This is a genomic window from Aquabacterium sp. OR-4 (assembly GCF_025290835.2).
In the GTDB taxonomy this organism is placed as follows: domain Bacteria; phylum Pseudomonadota; class Gammaproteobacteria; order Burkholderiales; family Burkholderiaceae_C; genus Pseudaquabacterium.
The window spans coordinates 260,613-277,952 of the sequence record NZ_JAOCQD020000002.1; the positions used below are offsets into that span (position 1 = coordinate 260,613).

The 17,340-nt window shown below is 72.5% G+C and carries 10 protein-coding genes; 1 reads left to right on the top strand and 9 read right to left on the bottom strand.

The window, feature by feature from the left end:
- Positions 1-18: 18 nt before the first annotated feature.
- From N4G63_RS13355 to N4G63_RS13375, 5 genes are all read right to left on the bottom strand, one after another.
- On the bottom strand, positions 19-630 hold the full coding sequence (locus tag N4G63_RS13355) for a 3'-5' exonuclease family protein (RefSeq protein ID WP_260785965.1): 612 nt from the start codon (positions 628-630) through the stop codon (positions 19-21).
- The gene (locus N4G63_RS13360) at positions 630-2,606 is read right to left on the bottom strand and encodes a putative nucleotidyltransferase substrate binding domain-containing protein (RefSeq protein WP_260785966.1); all 1,977 of its coding nucleotides are present in this window, start codon (positions 2,604-2,606) and stop codon (positions 630-632) included. Before N4G63_RS13360 ends, N4G63_RS13355 begins: the two co-directional genes overlap by 1 nt.
- A gap of 97 nt (positions 2,607-2,703) precedes the next feature.
- Positions 2,704-4,575, bottom strand: a complete 1,872-nt coding sequence (locus N4G63_RS13365; RefSeq protein ID WP_260785967.1) for a diguanylate cyclase domain-containing protein — start codon at positions 4,573-4,575, stop codon at positions 2,704-2,706.
- A gap of 81 nt (positions 4,576-4,656) precedes the next feature.
- Positions 4,657-6,909 carry a two-component system response regulator gene (locus N4G63_RS13370; protein WP_260785968.1) on the bottom strand — a complete coding sequence of 751 codons (2,253 nt, stop codon included), beginning with the start codon at positions 6,907-6,909 and terminating at the stop codon, positions 4,657-4,659.
- A gap of 12 nt (positions 6,910-6,921) precedes the next feature.
- A complete protein-coding gene (locus N4G63_RS13375) occupies positions 6,922-7,347 on the bottom strand; it encodes an Hpt domain-containing protein (RefSeq protein ID WP_260785969.1) in 426 nt (141 codons plus the stop codon).
- 221 nt (positions 7,348-7,568) lie between these two features.
- Here N4G63_RS13375 and N4G63_RS13380 point away from each other — a divergent pair, with 221 nt between their 5' ends.
- On the top strand, positions 7,569-9,293 hold the full coding sequence (locus N4G63_RS13380; protein WP_260785970.1) for a sensor histidine kinase: 1,725 nt from the start codon (positions 7,569-7,571) through the stop codon (positions 9,291-9,293).
- 628 nt (positions 9,294-9,921) lie between these two features.
- Here the strand turns inward: N4G63_RS13380 and N4G63_RS13385 are convergent.
- From N4G63_RS13385 to flgL, 4 genes are all read right to left on the bottom strand, one after another.
- On the bottom strand, positions 9,922-10,713 hold the full coding sequence (locus tag N4G63_RS13385) for a response regulator (RefSeq protein WP_260785971.1): 792 nt from the start codon (positions 10,711-10,713) through the stop codon (positions 9,922-9,924).
- 146 nt (positions 10,714-10,859) lie between these two features.
- Positions 10,860-14,696, bottom strand: coding sequence for a PAS domain S-box protein (locus N4G63_RS13390; RefSeq protein ID WP_260785972.1), 3,837 nt, complete (start codon positions 14,694-14,696; stop codon positions 10,860-10,862).
- A 184-nt stretch (positions 14,697-14,880) separates the two neighbouring features.
- Positions 14,881-16,092, bottom strand: coding sequence for an EAL and HDOD domain-containing protein (locus tag N4G63_RS13395; protein ID WP_260785973.1), 1,212 nt, complete (start codon positions 16,090-16,092; stop codon positions 14,881-14,883).
- Positions 16,093-16,131: 39 nt separating this feature from the next.
- Positions 16,132-17,334, bottom strand: coding sequence for a flagellar hook-associated protein FlgL (gene flgL / locus N4G63_RS13400; RefSeq protein WP_260785974.1), 1,203 nt, complete (start codon positions 17,332-17,334; stop codon positions 16,132-16,134).
- Positions 17,335-17,340: the final 6 nt, after the last annotated feature.

Here is a 17,340-nt window from a genome sequence, read left to right on the forward strand (position 1 = left end):
TGCGCAGGGCCGCGCAAGTCAACCCCGCTGCAGCCGGTGGCGCAGCACCACGAAGGCCAGGCCGGCCAGCACCGCGGCATCCAGCGGCGTGGCTGAGTCGCGCTCAGGCAGGCCCAGCGCCTGCTGCAGGCTGGCCCAGCGCAGGTCGATGGTCACCGCGCCCTGCTGCTGGTAGGGCGGCAGCTGGCGAAACTTCCAGTCGTGGAACATCGCCGACACATCGTGGCGCGCATTCGGCAGGCCCACGCCCAGCAGCGGCTGCAGCGCACGGTCCAGCAGCGCCAGGTCGAAGTCGAGGTAGTAGCCCACCAGCGGCCGCGGGCCGATGAAGTGCAGCAGCCCGGCCATGGCCGCGCGCTCGGCGGCGTCGCCCACTCCGGCGCCGTCGAGCAGCGAGACCTCCAGGCGCTGGCTGGCCAACACCCGGTCGCCCTGCCCACGCACCGCGGCCAGCGCCAGCAGGCGGTCGCGGTTGGCGTCGCGGCCGCTGGCCAGCACATCCAGCGCCACCCATTCGCCGGCGGGTGGCGGCTGCCACAAAAAGGCCCATTGCGGATCGGCCAGCTGGCGCTGCGACCATTCGCGCTTGATGGCCGCCCAGCCACCGCCGGCGCCGCCCAGGCGCGGCATCACAGCGCATCCAGGTGAAAGCGCAGGCGCAGCAACTGCTTGAAGCGCTTGACCACCGCCAGCGTGTCCTTCAGAAGATCGCGGTCCAGGCTGGACAGGCGGTCGACCTCGATGCCGCCGCCAGGCGCCTGGCCGGCCTCCAGCGCCGCCAGGCCCAGCTTCAGCTTCAGACCCATGAAAAAGTGCAGGCTGTCCACCAGATCGGTGGCCAGGCCCTGCTCCAGCGCGCCGGCGGCCACCAGCGCCTCGAGGCGCGCCACCGTGCCGGTGGCCTGCACCCGGTGCGCCAGTGCCAGGCTGCGCACGCCATGCACCAGCGGAAAGCTGCCGGCCTTCTTCAGATCGAGCAGGCCCGGCCCATCTTCCAGCGAGAACAGCCGCGACCACCAGCCGCCACCGCCCTCGAAGGCATTGATCGCCGCGGCAAAACGCGCCAGCAGCGCGTCGTTGTCGGTGACCAGGTTGAAGACCTCGCCGCGCACCTGGGCCAGCAGCGTGGCATCGCCCGCCACCGCGTGGGCATCGAGAAAAATCGCCAGCGACATCAGGCTGTCGGGCGACGGCATCAGCAGCCAGCGCCGCACGCGCTCGCCGAAATCGGCCGCCTCGTGCCGCCACTCGGGGTTGCTGAGCATGATCTGGCCCGGGCATTCGGGGTAGCCAAAATCGGCCAGCGCCTGTGAAAACCGCTGGCAGATGGCGGCCAGATCGGCCGGCGGCGTGTAGCCGTCGCGCAGGATCAGGCCGTTGTCCTGGTCGGTCTTGAGCAGCTGCTCGCCGCGGCCCTCGCTGCCCATCACGAACAGGCAGCTGTTGGCCACCAGGGCCGGCGGCGCCATCAGCTGCCAGGCGCGCTCGAACAGCAGCGCATTGAGTTCCTGCACCAGGCGCGCGATCAGGCCCACCTTGGTGCCGCCGCGCTGCAGCAGGCCGATCACCTGGGTGATCTGGGCGGCCGGCGCGGCCAGCGCGGCCAGCTCGGTGGCTTCGAGGATCTGCCGCGTCACCAGCGTGCTGTGGTTCGACAGGAAGCCCAGCAGGTCCACCTGCTCCAGCACGCCCAGAATGGGCCCGCCGGGCGCCTGGCGGCCGGCCTGGCCAGGGCCGGCGGGAGCACGCACCACCACGCGCTGCACGCGGTGGCGGATCATCACCGCCAGCGCCTCGAACAGCGGCGCGTCGGGCGCCACGCACACCAGGGGATGGCTGGCCAGATCGCCCACCGGCAACTGATCGAGCGGCCGGCCATGCAGGATGGCGCGCTGCAGCCCGGCGGTGGTGAAGATGCCCAGATGCTGCGTGCCATCGGCCGCCGCACTGGCGTTGGCCGGGCCGTCAGCAGGGGCCGTGACCACGCCATCGGCCACGCCACCGGCCGTGGCGTCGGCCGGGCCGTCGGCACGCTTGGCGCCCGGGGCCGCCACCCCCACGCCGCGCACCAGCACATGCGTGACCCGCTGCCCGACGAACAACCGCACCACCGACACGATGTCGAGCGCGGCGTCCACATACTGCGGCGGGCGCAGCACCGCCTGATCCACCCGCGCCAGGGTCAGGCTCTGCAGCTCATGCTGGCGGTGGTGGGCCGACAGCGCGGCCAGCTTCTTCGACAAATCGGCAAACAGCAGCGCCGCGAAGGTGGCGTTGTGCGTGATCAGCGTGTTCACCGTGTCGCGCGGCAGCCGGTAGGCCAGCACCTCGCTGGCGGCCACGAAGCGGTGGCTGGCCACGCCGGTGACCAGCGCCCGGCCATCGAAGCAGTCGTCGGGGCCGTAGGTGGCCACCAGGTCGTCGCCCTCCCACTGCCGCACATGGCCCTGGATCAGCACCACCAGGTGCTCGGGCGAGGCGCCGGCCGCCAGCATCACCTGGTCGGGTGGCACGAACTCGATGTCGACGCTGTCGCGCACCAGGCGGCGCTGCTCGGCGCTCAGGCAGTCGAAGGGCGAGACGTTGAAGTTGAAGGCGTGGGGCACGGCGGGCGCAGGCAAGGCAGCAGCAGCAAGCCCGATGGCACCACAGCCAGCTGACAGCCAGCCTGCGCGGCATCAAGCTTGCGCGGGCCGCCGCCGGCTACACCACGCAGGTGCGGTTCTTGCCCGTGCGCTTGGCTTCGTAAAGCCCCTCGTCGGCGCGCTCCAGTGCGCGCTGCAGCGGCTCGCCGTCGCGCCAGGCGCTCACGCCGGCCGAGAAGGTGACGAAGACCTCCTGCCCGTTGTGCATGAACAGGCTGGCGGTGAGCTGGCGCTGCAGCCGCGTGAGGGCCTGCTGCGCCTCGTCCAGCGGCGTGTCGGGCAGCAGCACCACGAACTCCTCGCCGCCAAAGCGCGCCACATGGTCACCGGGCCGCAGCCAGCCGCGCACGCGCTCGGCCAGGGCCTTCAGCGCCTCGTCGCCGGCGGCGTGGCCCAGCGAGTCGTTGAGCTTCTTGAAGTTGTCGATGTCGATCAGGCCCACGGCCAGCGGTGCCTGGGCCGGCGCACCGGTGGCCGGCAGCGCGCGGCGGCGCTGCGCCTCGGCCTCGAAGGCGCGCTCCAGGCCGCGGCGGTTGGCCACCTGGGTCAATGCGTCGGTAGACACCTCTTCGTCCAGGCGGCGCAGTTCAAGCTCGAGTGCGCGCACGCGCGCCTCCAGTGCGCCGGCACGCGCATGCTCGGCGGCCAAGCGGTCACGGGCCCCGGCCACCACGCTGTGCACTGCGCGGCTCTCGCCCACCATCTCCTGCACCAGGCTGGCCAGGTGCTCCAGTGATTCAGCCGCCGCAATGCGCGTGGCGTACGCGGCCATCTGGTCGCCAAAACGCCCGGTGGCCTGGCCCAGCTCGCCCAGCTCGGCCATCACCTGCTGCACCACCTGGCGCAAGGCGTCGCGGGCCAGCACACGCTCGGCCGCCAGCGTGCGCTGCTGCTCGCGGGTGCGGGCCAGCAGGTCGCGCGCAGCGCGCACGGCACGGGCGCTGGTGCCGCCCTCGGGCCCGGCGCCGGCATCCAGCCGGGCGCGCAGGGCCTGGCCCTGGCCCTGCAGCCAGTCGCCCTCGTCGGTGGGCGCGGCGGGGCCGGCCAGGCCTTCGCTGAGCGCTCGGGTGAGCGCCAGCAGTTCGTCCACCAGCTCTTCGCGCAGGCCGAACAGGCCGCGCACCCGTTGGCAGACGCCGGCCACCGCCTCGGCCAGCGCGGGCGTGGCGCCTTCGCGCTGCACGCGGGCGGCCAAGGCGGCCAGTTCATCGGCCAGCTCGCCGGCCCGTGGCTCGTTGCCCGGCAGGCCGGCGCGCACCGTGCCGGTGAGCTCGTGCACCAGTTGCTGGGTGGCGGCGGCATCGGGCGCGTTGGCCTCGGCCGCAGTGACATCGGCTGCGCCGGCCCGCGGCGCCGCAAGCGCCGGCCCCTTCGGCGGTGCGGCAGGCACGGCGGGCGGCATGGCGGCCGACGGCTCGATCGGCGTGTCGGCAGCGCCCACGGCCGCATCCGGTGTGTCGATCTCCCAGGTGCCCACCAGCTGGCCCAGGCGCTGCTGCAGGCGGGCGGCGTCGCTGCGGCTGCCTTCCAGCACACGGGCCAGGCTGTCCTTCTTGCGCGCGGCAGTCCACTGGCGGCCGCCGCGCTCCAGGCCCTTGGCCAGGCGCTCGATCAACCGTGCCCAGGCCTCGCCCTGGGCCCCCGCTGCGCCGGCGCAGCGCTCGAGCGACTTCTGCGCATCGTCCCAGCGGCCCGCCATCAGCGCGCCGGCCAGCTCGCCGCGCAGTGCCGGCTCGTCGGTCAGGCGCATCGCCAGGCGCTCGATCATGGCCCGCGCGCGTGGCGGCAAGGCGGCATCGCCGGGCTGCGCTTCGCCGGATTCTTCGGCATAGGCCCGGGCGTAGTTGGCGGGGGTGGGTTCCAGCTGGGCGGTCGCCAGGCGACGCAGGGCGCCCTTGGCCCAGGCCGCGGCGTTGGATGGGGTCGTCACGAAATCACCTTGGTTCAGCCCATCGCGGCAGCGGCCGCGGCGGGGCGTGGTGGCGGCACGCGGCGGTGGCGGCGGCCAAGTTCAGGTGCGGCTGCGGGCGCCCGAGCGCACGGCTTCGAGCCGCGTGGTGGTGCCGTGCATGATCCAGGGCGCATTGCCCGGCAGCACGGTCTGCTGCAGCCACACTTCGAGGTCGTCGGGCGCGATCGGGCGGCTGAACAAAAAGCCCTGCATCACGCCGCAGCCCAGGCGCAGCAGCTCTTCCATCTGGCGCAGGTTCTCCACGCCCTCGGCCACCACGCGCAGGCCCAGCGAACGCGCCAGCGCGATGATGGCGTTGACCACCGCCGAGCTCTGCGGCGTGATGCCCAGGTTGCGCACGAAGCTGCGGTCGATCTTGAGCTCCGAGATCGGCAGCGTGGTCAGCGAGGCCAGGTTGGAGTAGTCGGTGCCGAAGTCGTCTATCGCGATCTCGACACCGATCTCGTTGAGCCGGTGCAAGAAGGGGATGACGTTCTCGGAATCCTTCTTCAGGCTGTTCTCGGTGATCTCGACCTGGATCACGCGGTGCGGCATGCCATTGGCCATCACCGCCTGGTGCAGGTGCTCGACCAGGTCGCTGCGACTGAACACGCGGCTGGGCAGGTTGACGGCGATCGAGTCCTCGAAGCCGAAATGCTCGGACCAGATGCGCGCCTGGCGCGCCGCCTCGCGCAGCGCCCATTCGGACATCGGCACGATCAGGCCGGTTTCTTCGGCCAGCGGAATGAAATCGTTGGGCGGCACCAGCGCATGGCCGCGCTGCCAGCGCATCAGCGCCTCCACGCCCACCATGCGCGCCGATCGCACATCGACCTTGGGCTGGTAGTGCAGCACCAGCTCGCCGCGCTCGATGGCCTTGTGCAGCGCGCTTTCAAGCTCGAGCTTCTCGCGGCCGCGGCCGGCCAGCATCGGGCTGTAGACCGCGGTGGCGTCGCGGCCCGAGTTCTTCACCGAGTACATCGCCACGTCGGCATTGCGCAGCAGGTCGGCCACGCCCTGGCCGTCGCGCGGGAAGATGGCGATGCCCACGCTGCAGGTGACGAAACATTCCTGCCCGCCAACAAAGATCGGCTCGCGCATGGATTCGAGGATGCGGTCGGCCACGCGGCGCGCGTCGGCCTCGTCGCCCACCTCGGGCAGCAGCGCGATGAACTCGTCGCCGCCCAGCCGGCCCACCGCCTCGAGCGTGCGGTGCGAGCGCGCGCCGGCGCTTTCGATGCGGTCTTCCATCACCTGGTCGCTGTGGCGCACGCAGCCGCGCAGGCGGCGCGACACCTCGACCAGCAGCTCGTCGCCAGCGGCATGGCCCAGGGTGTCGTTGATGACCTTGAAGCGGTCGAGATCGATCAGCAGCAGCGCGGCCGGGTGGCCGTAGCGGCGCGCCCAGTCGAGCGCGCGCTCGGTGCGCCAGATCAGCTGGCGGCGGTTGGGCAGGCCGGTCAGTGCGTCGAAGTTGGCCAGGTGGCGGATGCGGTCTTCGGCCACGCGGCGGTCGGTCACGTCCTGCACGATGCCGGTGTAGCCGATGGTGTGGCCAAGCTCGTTGTACTCGGGCTCGGCCTCGATGTGCACGATGCGGCGCAGGAAGGTGTCGCGGTGGTAGACCGGCACGTCGATGGCCAGCACGGTGCTTTGTGCGGCCACGTCGCCCAGCACGCGCAGCACGCCGCGGCGCTCGGGGTGCGGCACCATGCGGATCAGGCCGCGCAGCGAGATCGGCTCGTCGGGCGCCAGCCCGAAGACGCGCGCCGCCTCGGGTGCCAGCGCCAGCACGCCGGCCTGGCCATCGCCCACCGGCAGGCGCCAGTCGAAGCTGCCCATGCGGGCCAGGTCTTGCGCGCGGGCCAGCTTGGCCTTGCTGCGCTCGAGCTCGAGCCGGATGCGCGCCGAGCGCAGCAGGTAGCGCAAGCGGCCCGACAGCAGGCTCCACTGCGTGCTCTTGACGAAGAAGTCGGTGGCGCCCACCCGGTAGGCGCGGGTGATCGAGGCCTCGTCGTCCAGGCCGGTGAGCATCAGCACCGGCAGGTTCTCGCAGCCGGGCTTGTGGCGCAGCTCCTGGCAGGTGTCGAAGCCGTCGCGGCCGGGCATCAGCGCGTCGAGCACGATGATGTCGGGCGTCCAGCGGGCCAGCATCTCGAGGGCCTGCTCGCCGCTGGAGACCTCGGTGATCTCGAAACCACGCTCGCGCAGGGCCACCGCGGTGAGCAGCAGGGTGACTTCGTCGTCGTCGACGAGCAGCACCTTGGGGCGTTCGGTCGAATCGTCAGTGTCGAAGGCGTGCGGGAGGGCCATCAGACCTGAATCCTACCTGTGCTGGGTCAGCAAGTGTTGCACGGCCGCATCGACTCGCACCGCCTCGACCTCGAGCCGGTCGAGCACCGTGCCCACGTCGTGACTTTGTCCATCCCTGATGGCCTGCTCGGCCTCGGCGCACAGCACCGACAGGCGCAGCGCGCCGATGCTGGCCGACGAGGACTTGAGCGTGTGCACCGCCAGCCGGGTGATGGCGGCGTCGCCCGCGGCGCGCGCCGCCACGATCTGGCCGCGCAGGCGCGCCAGCGATTCGCTGTAGGCGGTGAGCACCCGCGCCATCAGGCGGTTGGCGCCGCTGGGGTCGAGCTGGTGCAGCTGGGCCAGCGTGCGCGCATCCAGCGGACCGCCGGCCGCATCGGCCGCAGCATCGGCGGTGGCTGCGGCGCTGGAGGTGGGGTCGGTTGGATCGTGGCTCATCGGGGGCGGAGTGTCGGGTTTCAGCATGCGGCCTTCGCAACAACCCCGATTCCGCCCGCCGGATGGGCTGAGCATGACTTGCGCGCCGGGTCGCGTCAATCGCCGGCAGGACGGGCGCCTTGCACGCGCTGCCAGTGACCGCGCGACGGCCGCGCGCACCGGCTGCAAGGGCCGGCTGCAAGGGCCGGCCGGGCCACCGGGCGTCCGTACAATGCCGCCGCATGTCGCGCGACCACCCAGCCGGTGAACCACCGCCCGGTGCGACGCCGACACCCTCGGCGTCGTACGCGCTGCCCATGCTGCCGCTGGCCCTGCTGGCCTGTGGCCTGGTGGCGGCGCTGCTGGGCAGCCAGCAACTGCTGCCCGGCTGGCTGGGCGCGCTGGCCCTGCTGCTCAGCACGGCGGGCGCCTTGTTCAGCGGCGCCTGCTGGGGCCACCAGCGCCAGCTCGAGCGGCTGCGCGAAAGCCGGCTGCACCTGCAGCTGCTGGGCCAGCTGCTTGAGCAGTGGCAATGGCAGACCGATGCCGAGCACCGCCTGGTGCGCCTGCAACCGCCGCAGGGCGCACCGGCCTCGGCCTGGATGCAGGGCGCCTTCAGCGGCGAGCTGCTGTGGCAGCGCTTCGATGACCCCGACCACAGCCTGCAGCCGCGCCTGCAGGCCCACGCCCCCTTGCATGAGCTGCGGGTGTGGCAGTCGGGCGGCGCGCCCGGCGAGCCGGGCCGCGGCTGGCGGCTGCGCGGCCTGCCACGCTTTGACGGCCGCGGCCGCTTCACCGGCTACCTGGGTGTGGCCGAGCCCACCGAAGCGGCCGATGCCGCTGCAGCGTCGCGCCAGGCGCTCGACAGCCTGCTGCGCGACGGCCCCGGCGCCTTCTGGCTGCTGCGCCAGCGCAGCGGCGCGGGCCCGGCACCCGACCCCACGGCGCCCGACCCCCAGGCGCCCGATGCAGCCGCCCTGCCCGCCGCCGACGCCTGGCAGCTGGTGCAGGCCAGCCCCGAAGCCTGGGCCCTGATGCGCCTGCCCGGCCCGGCCACGGCGCCAACGGCTGCGCCCGCGCTGGGCTGGCAGGGCCTGCTGCTGCAACTGCCCGAGGCCATGCGCGAGCGCGTGCTGGCGCTGGCACCCGGTGACTCGGCCACGGTGGACGGCTGGGTGCTGCGCCTGATCGAGCACCGGCCCGGCCCGGCCCAGGGCAGCGACACCGGCATGCCGGCGCGCCGCCTGCTGTGCGCCAGCCGCGCCAACGACGGCAGCGACCTCGCGCAGCAGGCGCTGGCGGCCGAGCATGCGGCCTTCAGCTACTCGATCTCGCACGACCTGCGCGCGCCGATCCGGGTGGTCGAGGGCTTCGGCCGCATCCTCAAGGAAGACTACGGCAGCGCGATCGACCGCATCGGCAACGACCATCTCGATCGCGTGATGGCCGCCGCAGCGCGCATGAACCACATGATCGACGCGCTGCTGGCCTTGTCGAAGCTGTCGACCCAACCGCTGGCACGCCAGCCGGTGAACCTGTCGCAGCTGGCCGGTTTTGTGGCCGACGAGCTGCATCGGGCCCAGCCCGAACGCCAGGTGCTGGTGAGCGTGGCCCCCGGCCTGCAGTGCAGTGGCGACCCCACGCTGCTGCGCATGGCGCTGGAGAACCTGCTGGGCAATGCCTGGAAGTACAGCGCCAAGGTGGCTCAGGCCGAGATCGTGTTCGAGCGGCTGCAGCAAGGCGGCCGTGCCGTGTACGTGGTGCGCGACAACGGCGCCGGTTTCGACATGCGTTTTGCCGACCGCCTGTTCGGCGTGTTCCAGCGCCTGCACAGCGCCAGCGACTTTGCCGGCCACGGCGTGGGCCTGGCTTCGGTGCGGCGCATCGTGCGCCGACACGGCGGCGAGATCTGGGCCGAGTCCGAGGTCGGGCAAGGGGCGCGGTTCTTCTTCACGTTGAAGGACTGACGCGGGGCGGGCTTGGCGGGCCGGGTGGCGTGGCCGGCTGGTTTTCCGACACCGCACTGCTGCTTTGCAGTCATCGAGGCGGGCGCCTCGCCCGCCCGGCGGGCTCGAACAGGCTGCCGACAAACGGCTTTGTTGACGATGCATGGCCGCCGATGGCATGGCCTTTCATCAGCGAAGACTCTGGCAGCTCGAGGCAAGTGGGCGGGTCACGCCACTGACAAAGCACAGGGCCACGAACAAGAGCGCAGGGCTGAGGCTGAGGATCAGGCCCTGGCTGTCACTGTCACTGCCCAAGACCTACCCACCCCACCCTGCGCCCGCAAGTCTTGACCGGGGGCCCGCGTGCGTGGAGCGGCTACACCTGCATCCGGCTGGCTATGTTCGAGCCCGCGGGGCGGGCGAGGCGCCCGCCTCGATGCACCGAGCAAGATGCTCGGTGGTGTCGGAAAGTTGGGATGCGCTTTCTTTGCCTACTTTCTTTTCGCAAAAAGAAAGTAGGTCGCCCGCCGGGGCGAACACCCGGCGCGGTGCCACAGGCAGCCAAAGACGACATCAACAGCCACCCGCAAACCAGCAAACCAGCAAACCAGCAAGCGAGCAAGCCGACAGCCACCGCGCCCAGACGCCGCTAGCCCTGCCCCCGCGCCAGCAACTCCACCGCATCCACCAGCCGCTCGGCCTGTTCGGCCAAAGAGCGCCGCTCCTCACCCGCCAGGCGTTGCAGCCGCTCGAGGGCCTGGTGGCGCTGCAGCGAGTAGCGGTGCATCAGCACACCCACGGCCACGGGCACGGGATCGAGCGGCGCACCGCGCGGCGCATGGGCCACGGCGGTATGCGCCACGGCGGTATGCGCCACGGCGGCATGGGCCACCGCAGCTGCGGCCATGCTGGCTGCAGCCTGAGCCGGCACCACCGGGGCACTGGGCGAGGAGGAGGGAGAAGGAGAGGCCGCAGCCAGGCCCGGCTGCGCCGGGGCCACGGCCGCCACCGGCGCCGCCACATCGCCGCGCCGGTGCGGCAGGTTGGCAAAGGCGGCTTCCACGGTGGGCAGGATCTGGCCGATGTCCAGCGGCTTGACCAGGTAGGCCACCGCGCCCAGCGCCGTGACCTGCTGCACCGTCTCCTCGTCGGCAAAGGCCGACAAGAACATGAACGGCGTGTGCAGGTACTCGCGCAGGTAGGCGGCCACGTCGAAGCCGCTCTTGCCTTCCATGCGGATGTCCAGCAGCGCCAGCTCGGGCCGGTGCTGGCGGGCCAGCAGGATGGCGTCGTCGCCGTTGTCGGCGTCGATCACCTCGTAGCCGGCCTGGGCCAGGCCATGGGTCACGGTGGCCAGCACCAGCCGGTCGTCGTCGACGACCAGGATGCGGCCCTTGTGCGTTGCACTCGAGGAGATGCCATTGCTGCCGGCTTCGGCCATTGCTGGACTTCCATCTGGCGCCTTGCCCGCGGCGCCTTGTGCCCCATTGTCGCAAACGGGGCGGCACCCGGCCCGAGCCCGCCCGCCCAGCCGGCAAAACCAGGGCCGGCGGGCCTTCGCGACGCTTGCCGTCGCGTGAACTGGCCTTAGATCGGCTCGAGCAGATAGATGCTCGGCGGCACCAGCACCACCTTGGCCTCGACCTCCACGCCGGCCTGGCTGAGCGTGAGCGTGGCGCTGCGGCGTGGCAGCAGCGCGCGCACCAGGCCCAGGCCCGACACGCCCGGCGGCACCTGGGCCAGGCTGAAGCCCTCGCGCAGCTGGCCTGGGCTGTAGATGGCGATGGCCAGGCGGGCCTCGTCGCAGGTGAGCACGCAGCGGATCTCGCCGGCCGTGCCGTGCTTGACCGCGTTGGTGAGCAGTTCGTTGACCGTCAGTGCAATCGGGATCGATTCGGCCTCGGGCAGCGCAAAGCGGTGCGGCGGTGTGCCGGCCACCACCACGCCGATGGCGCGGCCGAAGGTGCGCTGCACGCTGGCGGTCACCGCCTCCAGCAGCGGCTTGATGCGCAGCGGCCCCGACGCCCCCACCTGCAGGCCGTGCACCTGCGCAATGGCCTGCACCTGGCCCACCGCCTCGCCGATCAGGTCAGCCACCTCGGGGCGGCGCGCGGCGGTCTGCTGCAGCAGGCCGGCCACGCCCTGCAGGTTGTTCTTGATGCGGTGGTGCACTTCCTTGACCAGCATCTCGCGCTGCGCGATGGCAGCCTCGAAACGCGCCTGCTCGGCTGCGCGCTGCTCGGTCACGTCACTGGCCACCAGCAGCAGCTGGGCCTCGGCCGCGCCGCCGCCGCCGGGCGCGCCCAGCGAGACGATGCGCATGTCCCACACCCGCGTCTCGCCCTCGCCATCGGCGCGCGAGGGCCGCGGCCATTCGCGGCGCAGGCCGTCGGGGCCGCCCTGCAGCGCATGGGCCAGGTCGGCATGCAGGGCGGTCGCGTCGGCGCTGGCAAACCAGCGCTCGGGCGGCTGGCCCAGCACCGCCTCGACCGGGCGGCCGAAGAACATCGCCGCCATCTGGTTCAGCCGCAGCACGCGGCCGCTGCCGGCCTCGAACAGCGCGATGGCCAGCGGCGCGGTCTCGATGATGCGCTGCAGGCTGGCCTGGGCCTGGGCGATCGACACCTCGGCCTGGCGCCGGCGCTCGATGTCGAGCAGCGCAAAGGTGATCTGGCTGCCCGGGCCCAGGCTGGTGCTGCGGCTGCCCTCGCGGCCGGTGACCACCGCATTGCCCACCACCCAGAACTCGCGCCCGTCGCGGCCGCGCAGCTTGCATTCGAAGGTTTCGGCCTGGCCATCGGCCAGCGCCTGCAGGTAGTGGGTGGCGCGCAGCGGGTGGTCGGGCTCGGCGGTGGCCACGATGGCGATCGGCTCGCCGACAAAATCGGCCAGCTCGCCGCCGAACATGCGCCGCGCCGAGCGGTTCATCCACTCGATGCCGCCACCGTCGCCCACGGTGACGATGCCGACCAGCACCGAGTCGAGGATGGCCCGCGTGCGCTCGGCCTGCAGCTGCACCGCCTCGCGTGCACGGCGGCGCTCGTCCACATCCACGTACGAGCAGATCAGCCCGGCCTCGGGGTCGGCCTCGTCGACCCGGCGCTTGCTCACCTGCACCCACAGCAGCCGGCCGTCGCGGCGGCGCAGCCGGCGCTCGCCGCGCCACAGGCCGGCGGCCTGCAGCGCCTGGCGCTGCTCGTCGGCCAGGCGGCTCTGGCTGTCGGCATCCTCGAACAACACCGCCAGTGGCAACTGCTCGAGCTCGTGCACGGTGTAGCCGGTGAGTTCGGCCAGCGCCTCGTTGGCGCGCTCGATGCGGTCATGGCGCAGGTAGGCCACGCCCACGTCGGACAGGCTGAACATCAGCGCCCGCTCGCGCGCCAGCGCCTCCAGCTCGGCCTGCTGGGCCTTCAGCCGGGTGACATCGGTCAGCACCAGCACCAGCTCGGGCTCGCCGGCCGCTGTCTCGGCCAGCGCGCGGCTCACCGACAGCGCCAGCCACACCGGCGCCGCGCCCGGCAGCGCCGACGGCTGGCGCATCTCGATCTCCTGGCGGGCCTCGCCGTCGAGCGCGCGGCGCAGGGCCTGGCGGGCCTCGGGCTGCTCGGCCAGCAGCTCGGGCAGGCGGCTGCCCGCGGCCTGGCCGGCGGCCAGGCCCAGCATGGCCTCGAAGCGGTGGTTGCAGCGCACCAGCTGCTCGCCGCGCAGGTAGGCGATGCCGGCGCTGGTGCCTTCGAGAATGGTCGACAGCTCGCGCAGCAGCTGCTGGCTGCGCTGGTGCGCCTCTTCCTGCTCGGTGACGTCGAGCGTCACCACGCTCAGCGCGGTGCGGCCGCCGGTGAGCTCGCCCGGCTCCACCCGGGTGAGCAGCCAGCGCAGGCTGGCATCGGGCATCTGCACGGCGTAGCGCACCTGGGCCCGCTGGCCTTCGCGCAGCGCGCGCTGCAGGCGCTCGAAGGCCTCGCGCGAGGCCGGCGCCACCTGCTCGCGGCCGATCGACTGCAGCCCGGCCGGCAGGCCGGACACCGGCGCCGCGCCGTGCTGGGGCGCGGCCGGGCTGGCTGCACCACTGGCCGCGCCACCGGCGGCAACCCCGGCCCCACCATCGGAAGAACCACCGCCCAGACCGCCGGCCGCCCCGGCACCGGCCATGCCGGCGCCTGCCGCGCCCGCCAGCACCGGCCCGCCGCCGCGCGCCGGCCGGCTCTTGAGCCAGCCGCGCGAGGCCTCGTAGGTGGCCACGCCGACGCCGGCGGTGTCCATCAGCGCGCCGATCTCGAGCTGGGCCAGGTCGTGCTCGTCTTCGAGGCTGCGGTCTTCCACCACGGCCATCACGCGCAGCCGCCCCTGCTCGTTGCGGAAGGCGCGCAGCCGGGCCCGCAGCCGCTGGCGCCGGCCCTCGGGCGCGCCAGGGCCCGGCGGCAGCCTGACGGTGGACATCACCTCCAGCGGCGGCGCATCGGGGCGCAGCTCGGGGTGCGGGCGGTCGCCCTCCCAGGCCAGCAGCTGGGTCAGGTCGGCCGGCGCATCGTGCAGCAGCACCGGCGTGTGGCCCACCAGCGCCTCGAAGGCGGTGTTGCTGCGCACCACCAGGCCCTCGGCGTCGTAGACCAGCATGCCGATCGGGCTGAGGTCGAACCAGTGCTCGAGCTCGTTGCCCGAATGCTCGGCCTGCTGGCGCGCCTGGTACTCGGGCGTCACGTCCTGCAGCAGGGCCAGCAGCAGCGGCCGGCCGTCGTCGGCGCTGACCCACAGCGAGGCATGGCGGAACCACCGCACCCGGCCATGGGCGTCGATCAAGCGGCGCTCGAGCTTGAGCGTGGGGCGGCGGCCCGCGTGCAGGTCTTGCAGCAGCTCGGCGCGGCCCTGCTGCACGGCGGCATGGTCGTCCTGCGGCATCAGCGACAGCAGATCGTGGCCCAGCAGCTGCTCGGGCGGCAGGCCCAGGGATTCATAGAAGGCCCGGTTGGCGGCCACGCTGACAAACTGCTCGTCCTGCACCAGCAGCGGCTGCGGCGTGTCCCACAACAGGCGCACCAGCTCGGTGGTGGCGCCGGCCGCCAGCGGCGGCAGCGGTGGCGGAGGCGGCTCGAGCGGCGCGCGCAGCACCCAGCCGCTGCCGGCGTTGCGCGCCAGCGTGAAGGGCAGCGTGGGCCCGTCGGTGAGGGTGATGCTCAGCAGCGCTTCGGGGCGGCCGGCCTGCAGCGCCGCCAGCAGGGCTTCGCGCGCGGCGGCCTGCAGGCGCTCCAGCGCCTCGGCGGCGGCCTGGCCGGGTTCGCAGCCCAGCAGCCGGGTGGCGGCCTTGTTGCACCAGGCCACGCGCTGGCGCACGTCGAGCAGCACCAGCACCTCGGCCACACCGTCGAGCAGCGCCGTGAGCTGGGCATTCGACGGCAGCGTGACCGGACGCGCGAGCAAAGCCATGCAGCCAGTTTAGCGGCCGGGCCGCCGGGGCTGCCGGCCTGCCGCACCGCCCGCAGCGCGCCAGCGGCCGAGCGGGTTTCGTCGCGGGCGGGCTCAGGGTGGTTCGCGCAACGCAGCCGCACACCCGTGCGGCGAGCAGCGCAAGGCCGCCATGGGCCTGCGCAGCAGACAGCCGCTGGGCTGATCAGTCGAGCTGGCGGGCGGCGGCCAGGGCGCGCAGCACGGCGCGGTTGACCGTGCCCACCGAGATCATCAAGCCCTCGGCCGCGCTGCGGATGTCGTACACCGAGGCCGACTCGACCGCCCGCACCAGCTCCAGGTACGGGTGATGCGGCCCGCTGCCCTGCACCAGCGCCGCGCGCACGTTGTCGCTGGTGGGCACCGAGTTGAGCAGCGTGTCGAAGGGCTGCTGCATCAACCGGTCGAGCAGCGAGAACACGCCGCAGATGAACAGGTCGCCGCGCTGCTCGTCGTCGCTGCCGGCGTCGCGCGCCAGCTCTTCCATCAGCAGGCCGCGGCGCACCGCGGCATAGATCACCGGCTTGAGGTTGGCGTCGCGCCCGCCCGAGGCCAGCAGCAGCGCCAGCCAGCGCTTGAGGCGCTGGTAGCCCAGCATCATGATGGCGTGGCGGAACGAGCTGATCTCGACGCTCAGCCCGAAGGCCGGCGAGTTGATGTAGCGCAGCAGCTTGTAGGCCATGGTGGGGTCGTTTTTCATCACCGCCTCGAGGCGCTCGATGGCCTCGCCGCGGTCGACCCGGTTGATCAGCTCGACGATGGCCTGCAGCTCGGGCCGCGCCTGGCTGGGCCGCGCGCCGCTGGCCACCGCCGGGTCGTCGATCGGCCAGCCCAGCACCGCGATGGCGCCGCGGCCGAAGGCGTCGTTCATCTCGGTGAGCGTGCGCACGCCCGACTGCACATGCGGAATGGTGCGCGACACGCCGCCCGGGGGCGGCAGGCCGTCGCGGCGCTCGTCGGCCAGGTCGATGATCGAGTAGGCGAAGCACGGCAGCACCTCGCGCGGCAGCGGCGCCAGCGGCCGGCCCTTGATCAGCAGCGTATTGCCGTTCTTGTACAGCGCGGCCAGGGCCTGGCTGTGCGCCGGATCGGCGGCGATGAAGGCCGGCAGCTCCAGCATCAGATGCGGCGGCAGCGCGCTGGACAGCAGCTCGCCCAGCAGCGCCTCGCTGGCGATGTTGAGCGACAGGCGGCCGGCCTCGGCCGGCCAGGTGTCGGCCAGCAGCGCCAGCAGATCGGCGGCCTCGGGCCGGGCCTCGGGCAGCACCGGTGACACGGTCAGCCGCAGGGCGGTGATCGCACGGTGGCGATCGATCATCGGTGAATAGCCCAGGGCCACCTGCCCCAGCACGCGATGCTCGTTGGTTTGCTCAGTCATGGCGGAAGTGTCCGCCAAAGCGGCAATGGTTGTAACGCGTCACTTGAGGAAATCGAGCAGCGACATGCGCTGCACGATGGCGTAGCTCTGCAGGGCGGCCTGGTAGCCGCTCTCCTGCTGCTTGTAGTCGGAGATGGCCTGGACCATGTCCACGTCCTCGACGTCGGCCTGCACCGTCTTGGCCCACAGCATGCGATCCTGGTTGCGGCTGTCCAGCGAATCGAGGCGGTTCAGGTCGGTGCCGGCCTGGGCGCGCACCGACTGGAACTGGCCGATCACCGCATCCAGGTCGCGCAGCCCGGTGGACACCGCCTGCGCCACCTGCGAGCCGCTGGCATTGGGGTCGGACAAGGCGGTGATCGCCCGGTCGAGCGCGGCGAAGGCGCTCAGCTCGGGCGCCGAGGGCGCCACCGCAAAGCTGTCGCCGTCGTCCGGCTGGCCGGTCAGCGTGAAGGCCATGCCGTCGATGCTGATCGAGCTGCCCGAGGTGTAGCCCACATCGCTCAGCGCGGTGGGCGCGCCGTCCTGCAGCACGCTGAAGGTGGTGACACCGCCCGACACGCTGAAGCTCACCTCGTAGTTGGCACCGGTGATCGCGGTGGGGTCGGCCACGCTGCCGGCGCTGATCCAGGCCTTGCCGGTGTTGCCGCTGTCCGGGCCGGTGACGAACACGCCATTGCCGCTGCGCGCCGAGAGCCACACCGCCTGGCCATCCAGCGTGGTGGGCATCAGCTCGCGGGTCGAAGCCTGCATCTGGCCGGCCGCCGCGGTGGGCGCCAGCGTCACGCCGCCCACGGTGTCGAGAAAGGGCACGGTGCCGGCCGTCTGGCCGCCGAACACGTAGCCACCGGCGCCATCGCCCTGGTTGGCCAGCGCCAGCAGCTGGGTGCGGAAGTTGCGCAGCTGCTGCACCTGCGCATTGCGCTCGCTGGGGCTGTAGGTGGCGTTGCCGGCGCTCACCACCGTCTCGCGCGCGGCCTGCAGCATGTCCATGGCCTGGCCCAGCGTGGCCTCGCCCAGCGACATGGCGTTGCGGCTGGCGTCCACCGAGCGCTGGTCGGAGCCGATGCGCTGTTGCGCCAGGTAGGCGCGCTCGGCGCGTGCCGCGCCGGTGGGGTCGTCGCTGGTCTTGTTGATGCGCTTGCCGTTGGTCATCGAGGCCTGCACCTCCGACAGGTCGCGCTGGCGGCGTTGCAGGCTGTCGATGGCGGTGTCGAAGCGCAGCGAGGTCGAAACTCTCATGTCATC

What these genes read in the sequence shown, in the direction of transcription:
- N4G63_RS13355 (WP_260785965.1), bottom strand. Translation starts at nt 630, where the DNA reads ATGCCGCGCCTGGGCGGCGCCGGCGGTGGCTGGGCGGCCATCAAGCGC.
- N4G63_RS13370 (WP_260785968.1), bottom strand. Translation starts at nt 6,909, where the DNA reads ATGGCCCTCCCGCACGCCTTCGACACTGACGATTCGACCGAACGCCCC.
- N4G63_RS13375 (WP_260785969.1), bottom strand. Translation starts at nt 7,347, where the DNA reads ATGAGCCACGATCCAACCGACCCCACCTCCAGCGCCGCAGCCACCGCC.
- N4G63_RS13380 (WP_260785970.1), top strand. Translation starts at nt 7,569, where the DNA reads ATGTCGCGCGACCACCCAGCCGGTGAACCACCGCCCGGTGCGACGCCG.
- N4G63_RS13385 (WP_260785971.1), bottom strand. Translation starts at nt 10,713, where the DNA reads ATGGCCGAAGCCGGCAGCAATGGCATCTCCTCGAGTGCAACGCACAAG.
- N4G63_RS13390 (WP_260785972.1), bottom strand. Translation starts at nt 14,696, where the DNA reads ATGGCTTTGCTCGCGCGTCCGGTCACGCTGCCGTCGAATGCCCAGCTC.
- N4G63_RS13395 (WP_260785973.1), bottom strand. Translation starts at nt 16,092, where the DNA reads ATGACTGAGCAAACCAACGAGCATCGCGTGCTGGGGCAGGTGGCCCTG.
- flgL (WP_260785974.1), bottom strand. Translation starts at nt 17,334, where the DNA reads ATGAGAGTTTCGACCTCGCTGCGCTTCGACACCGCCATCGACAGCCTG.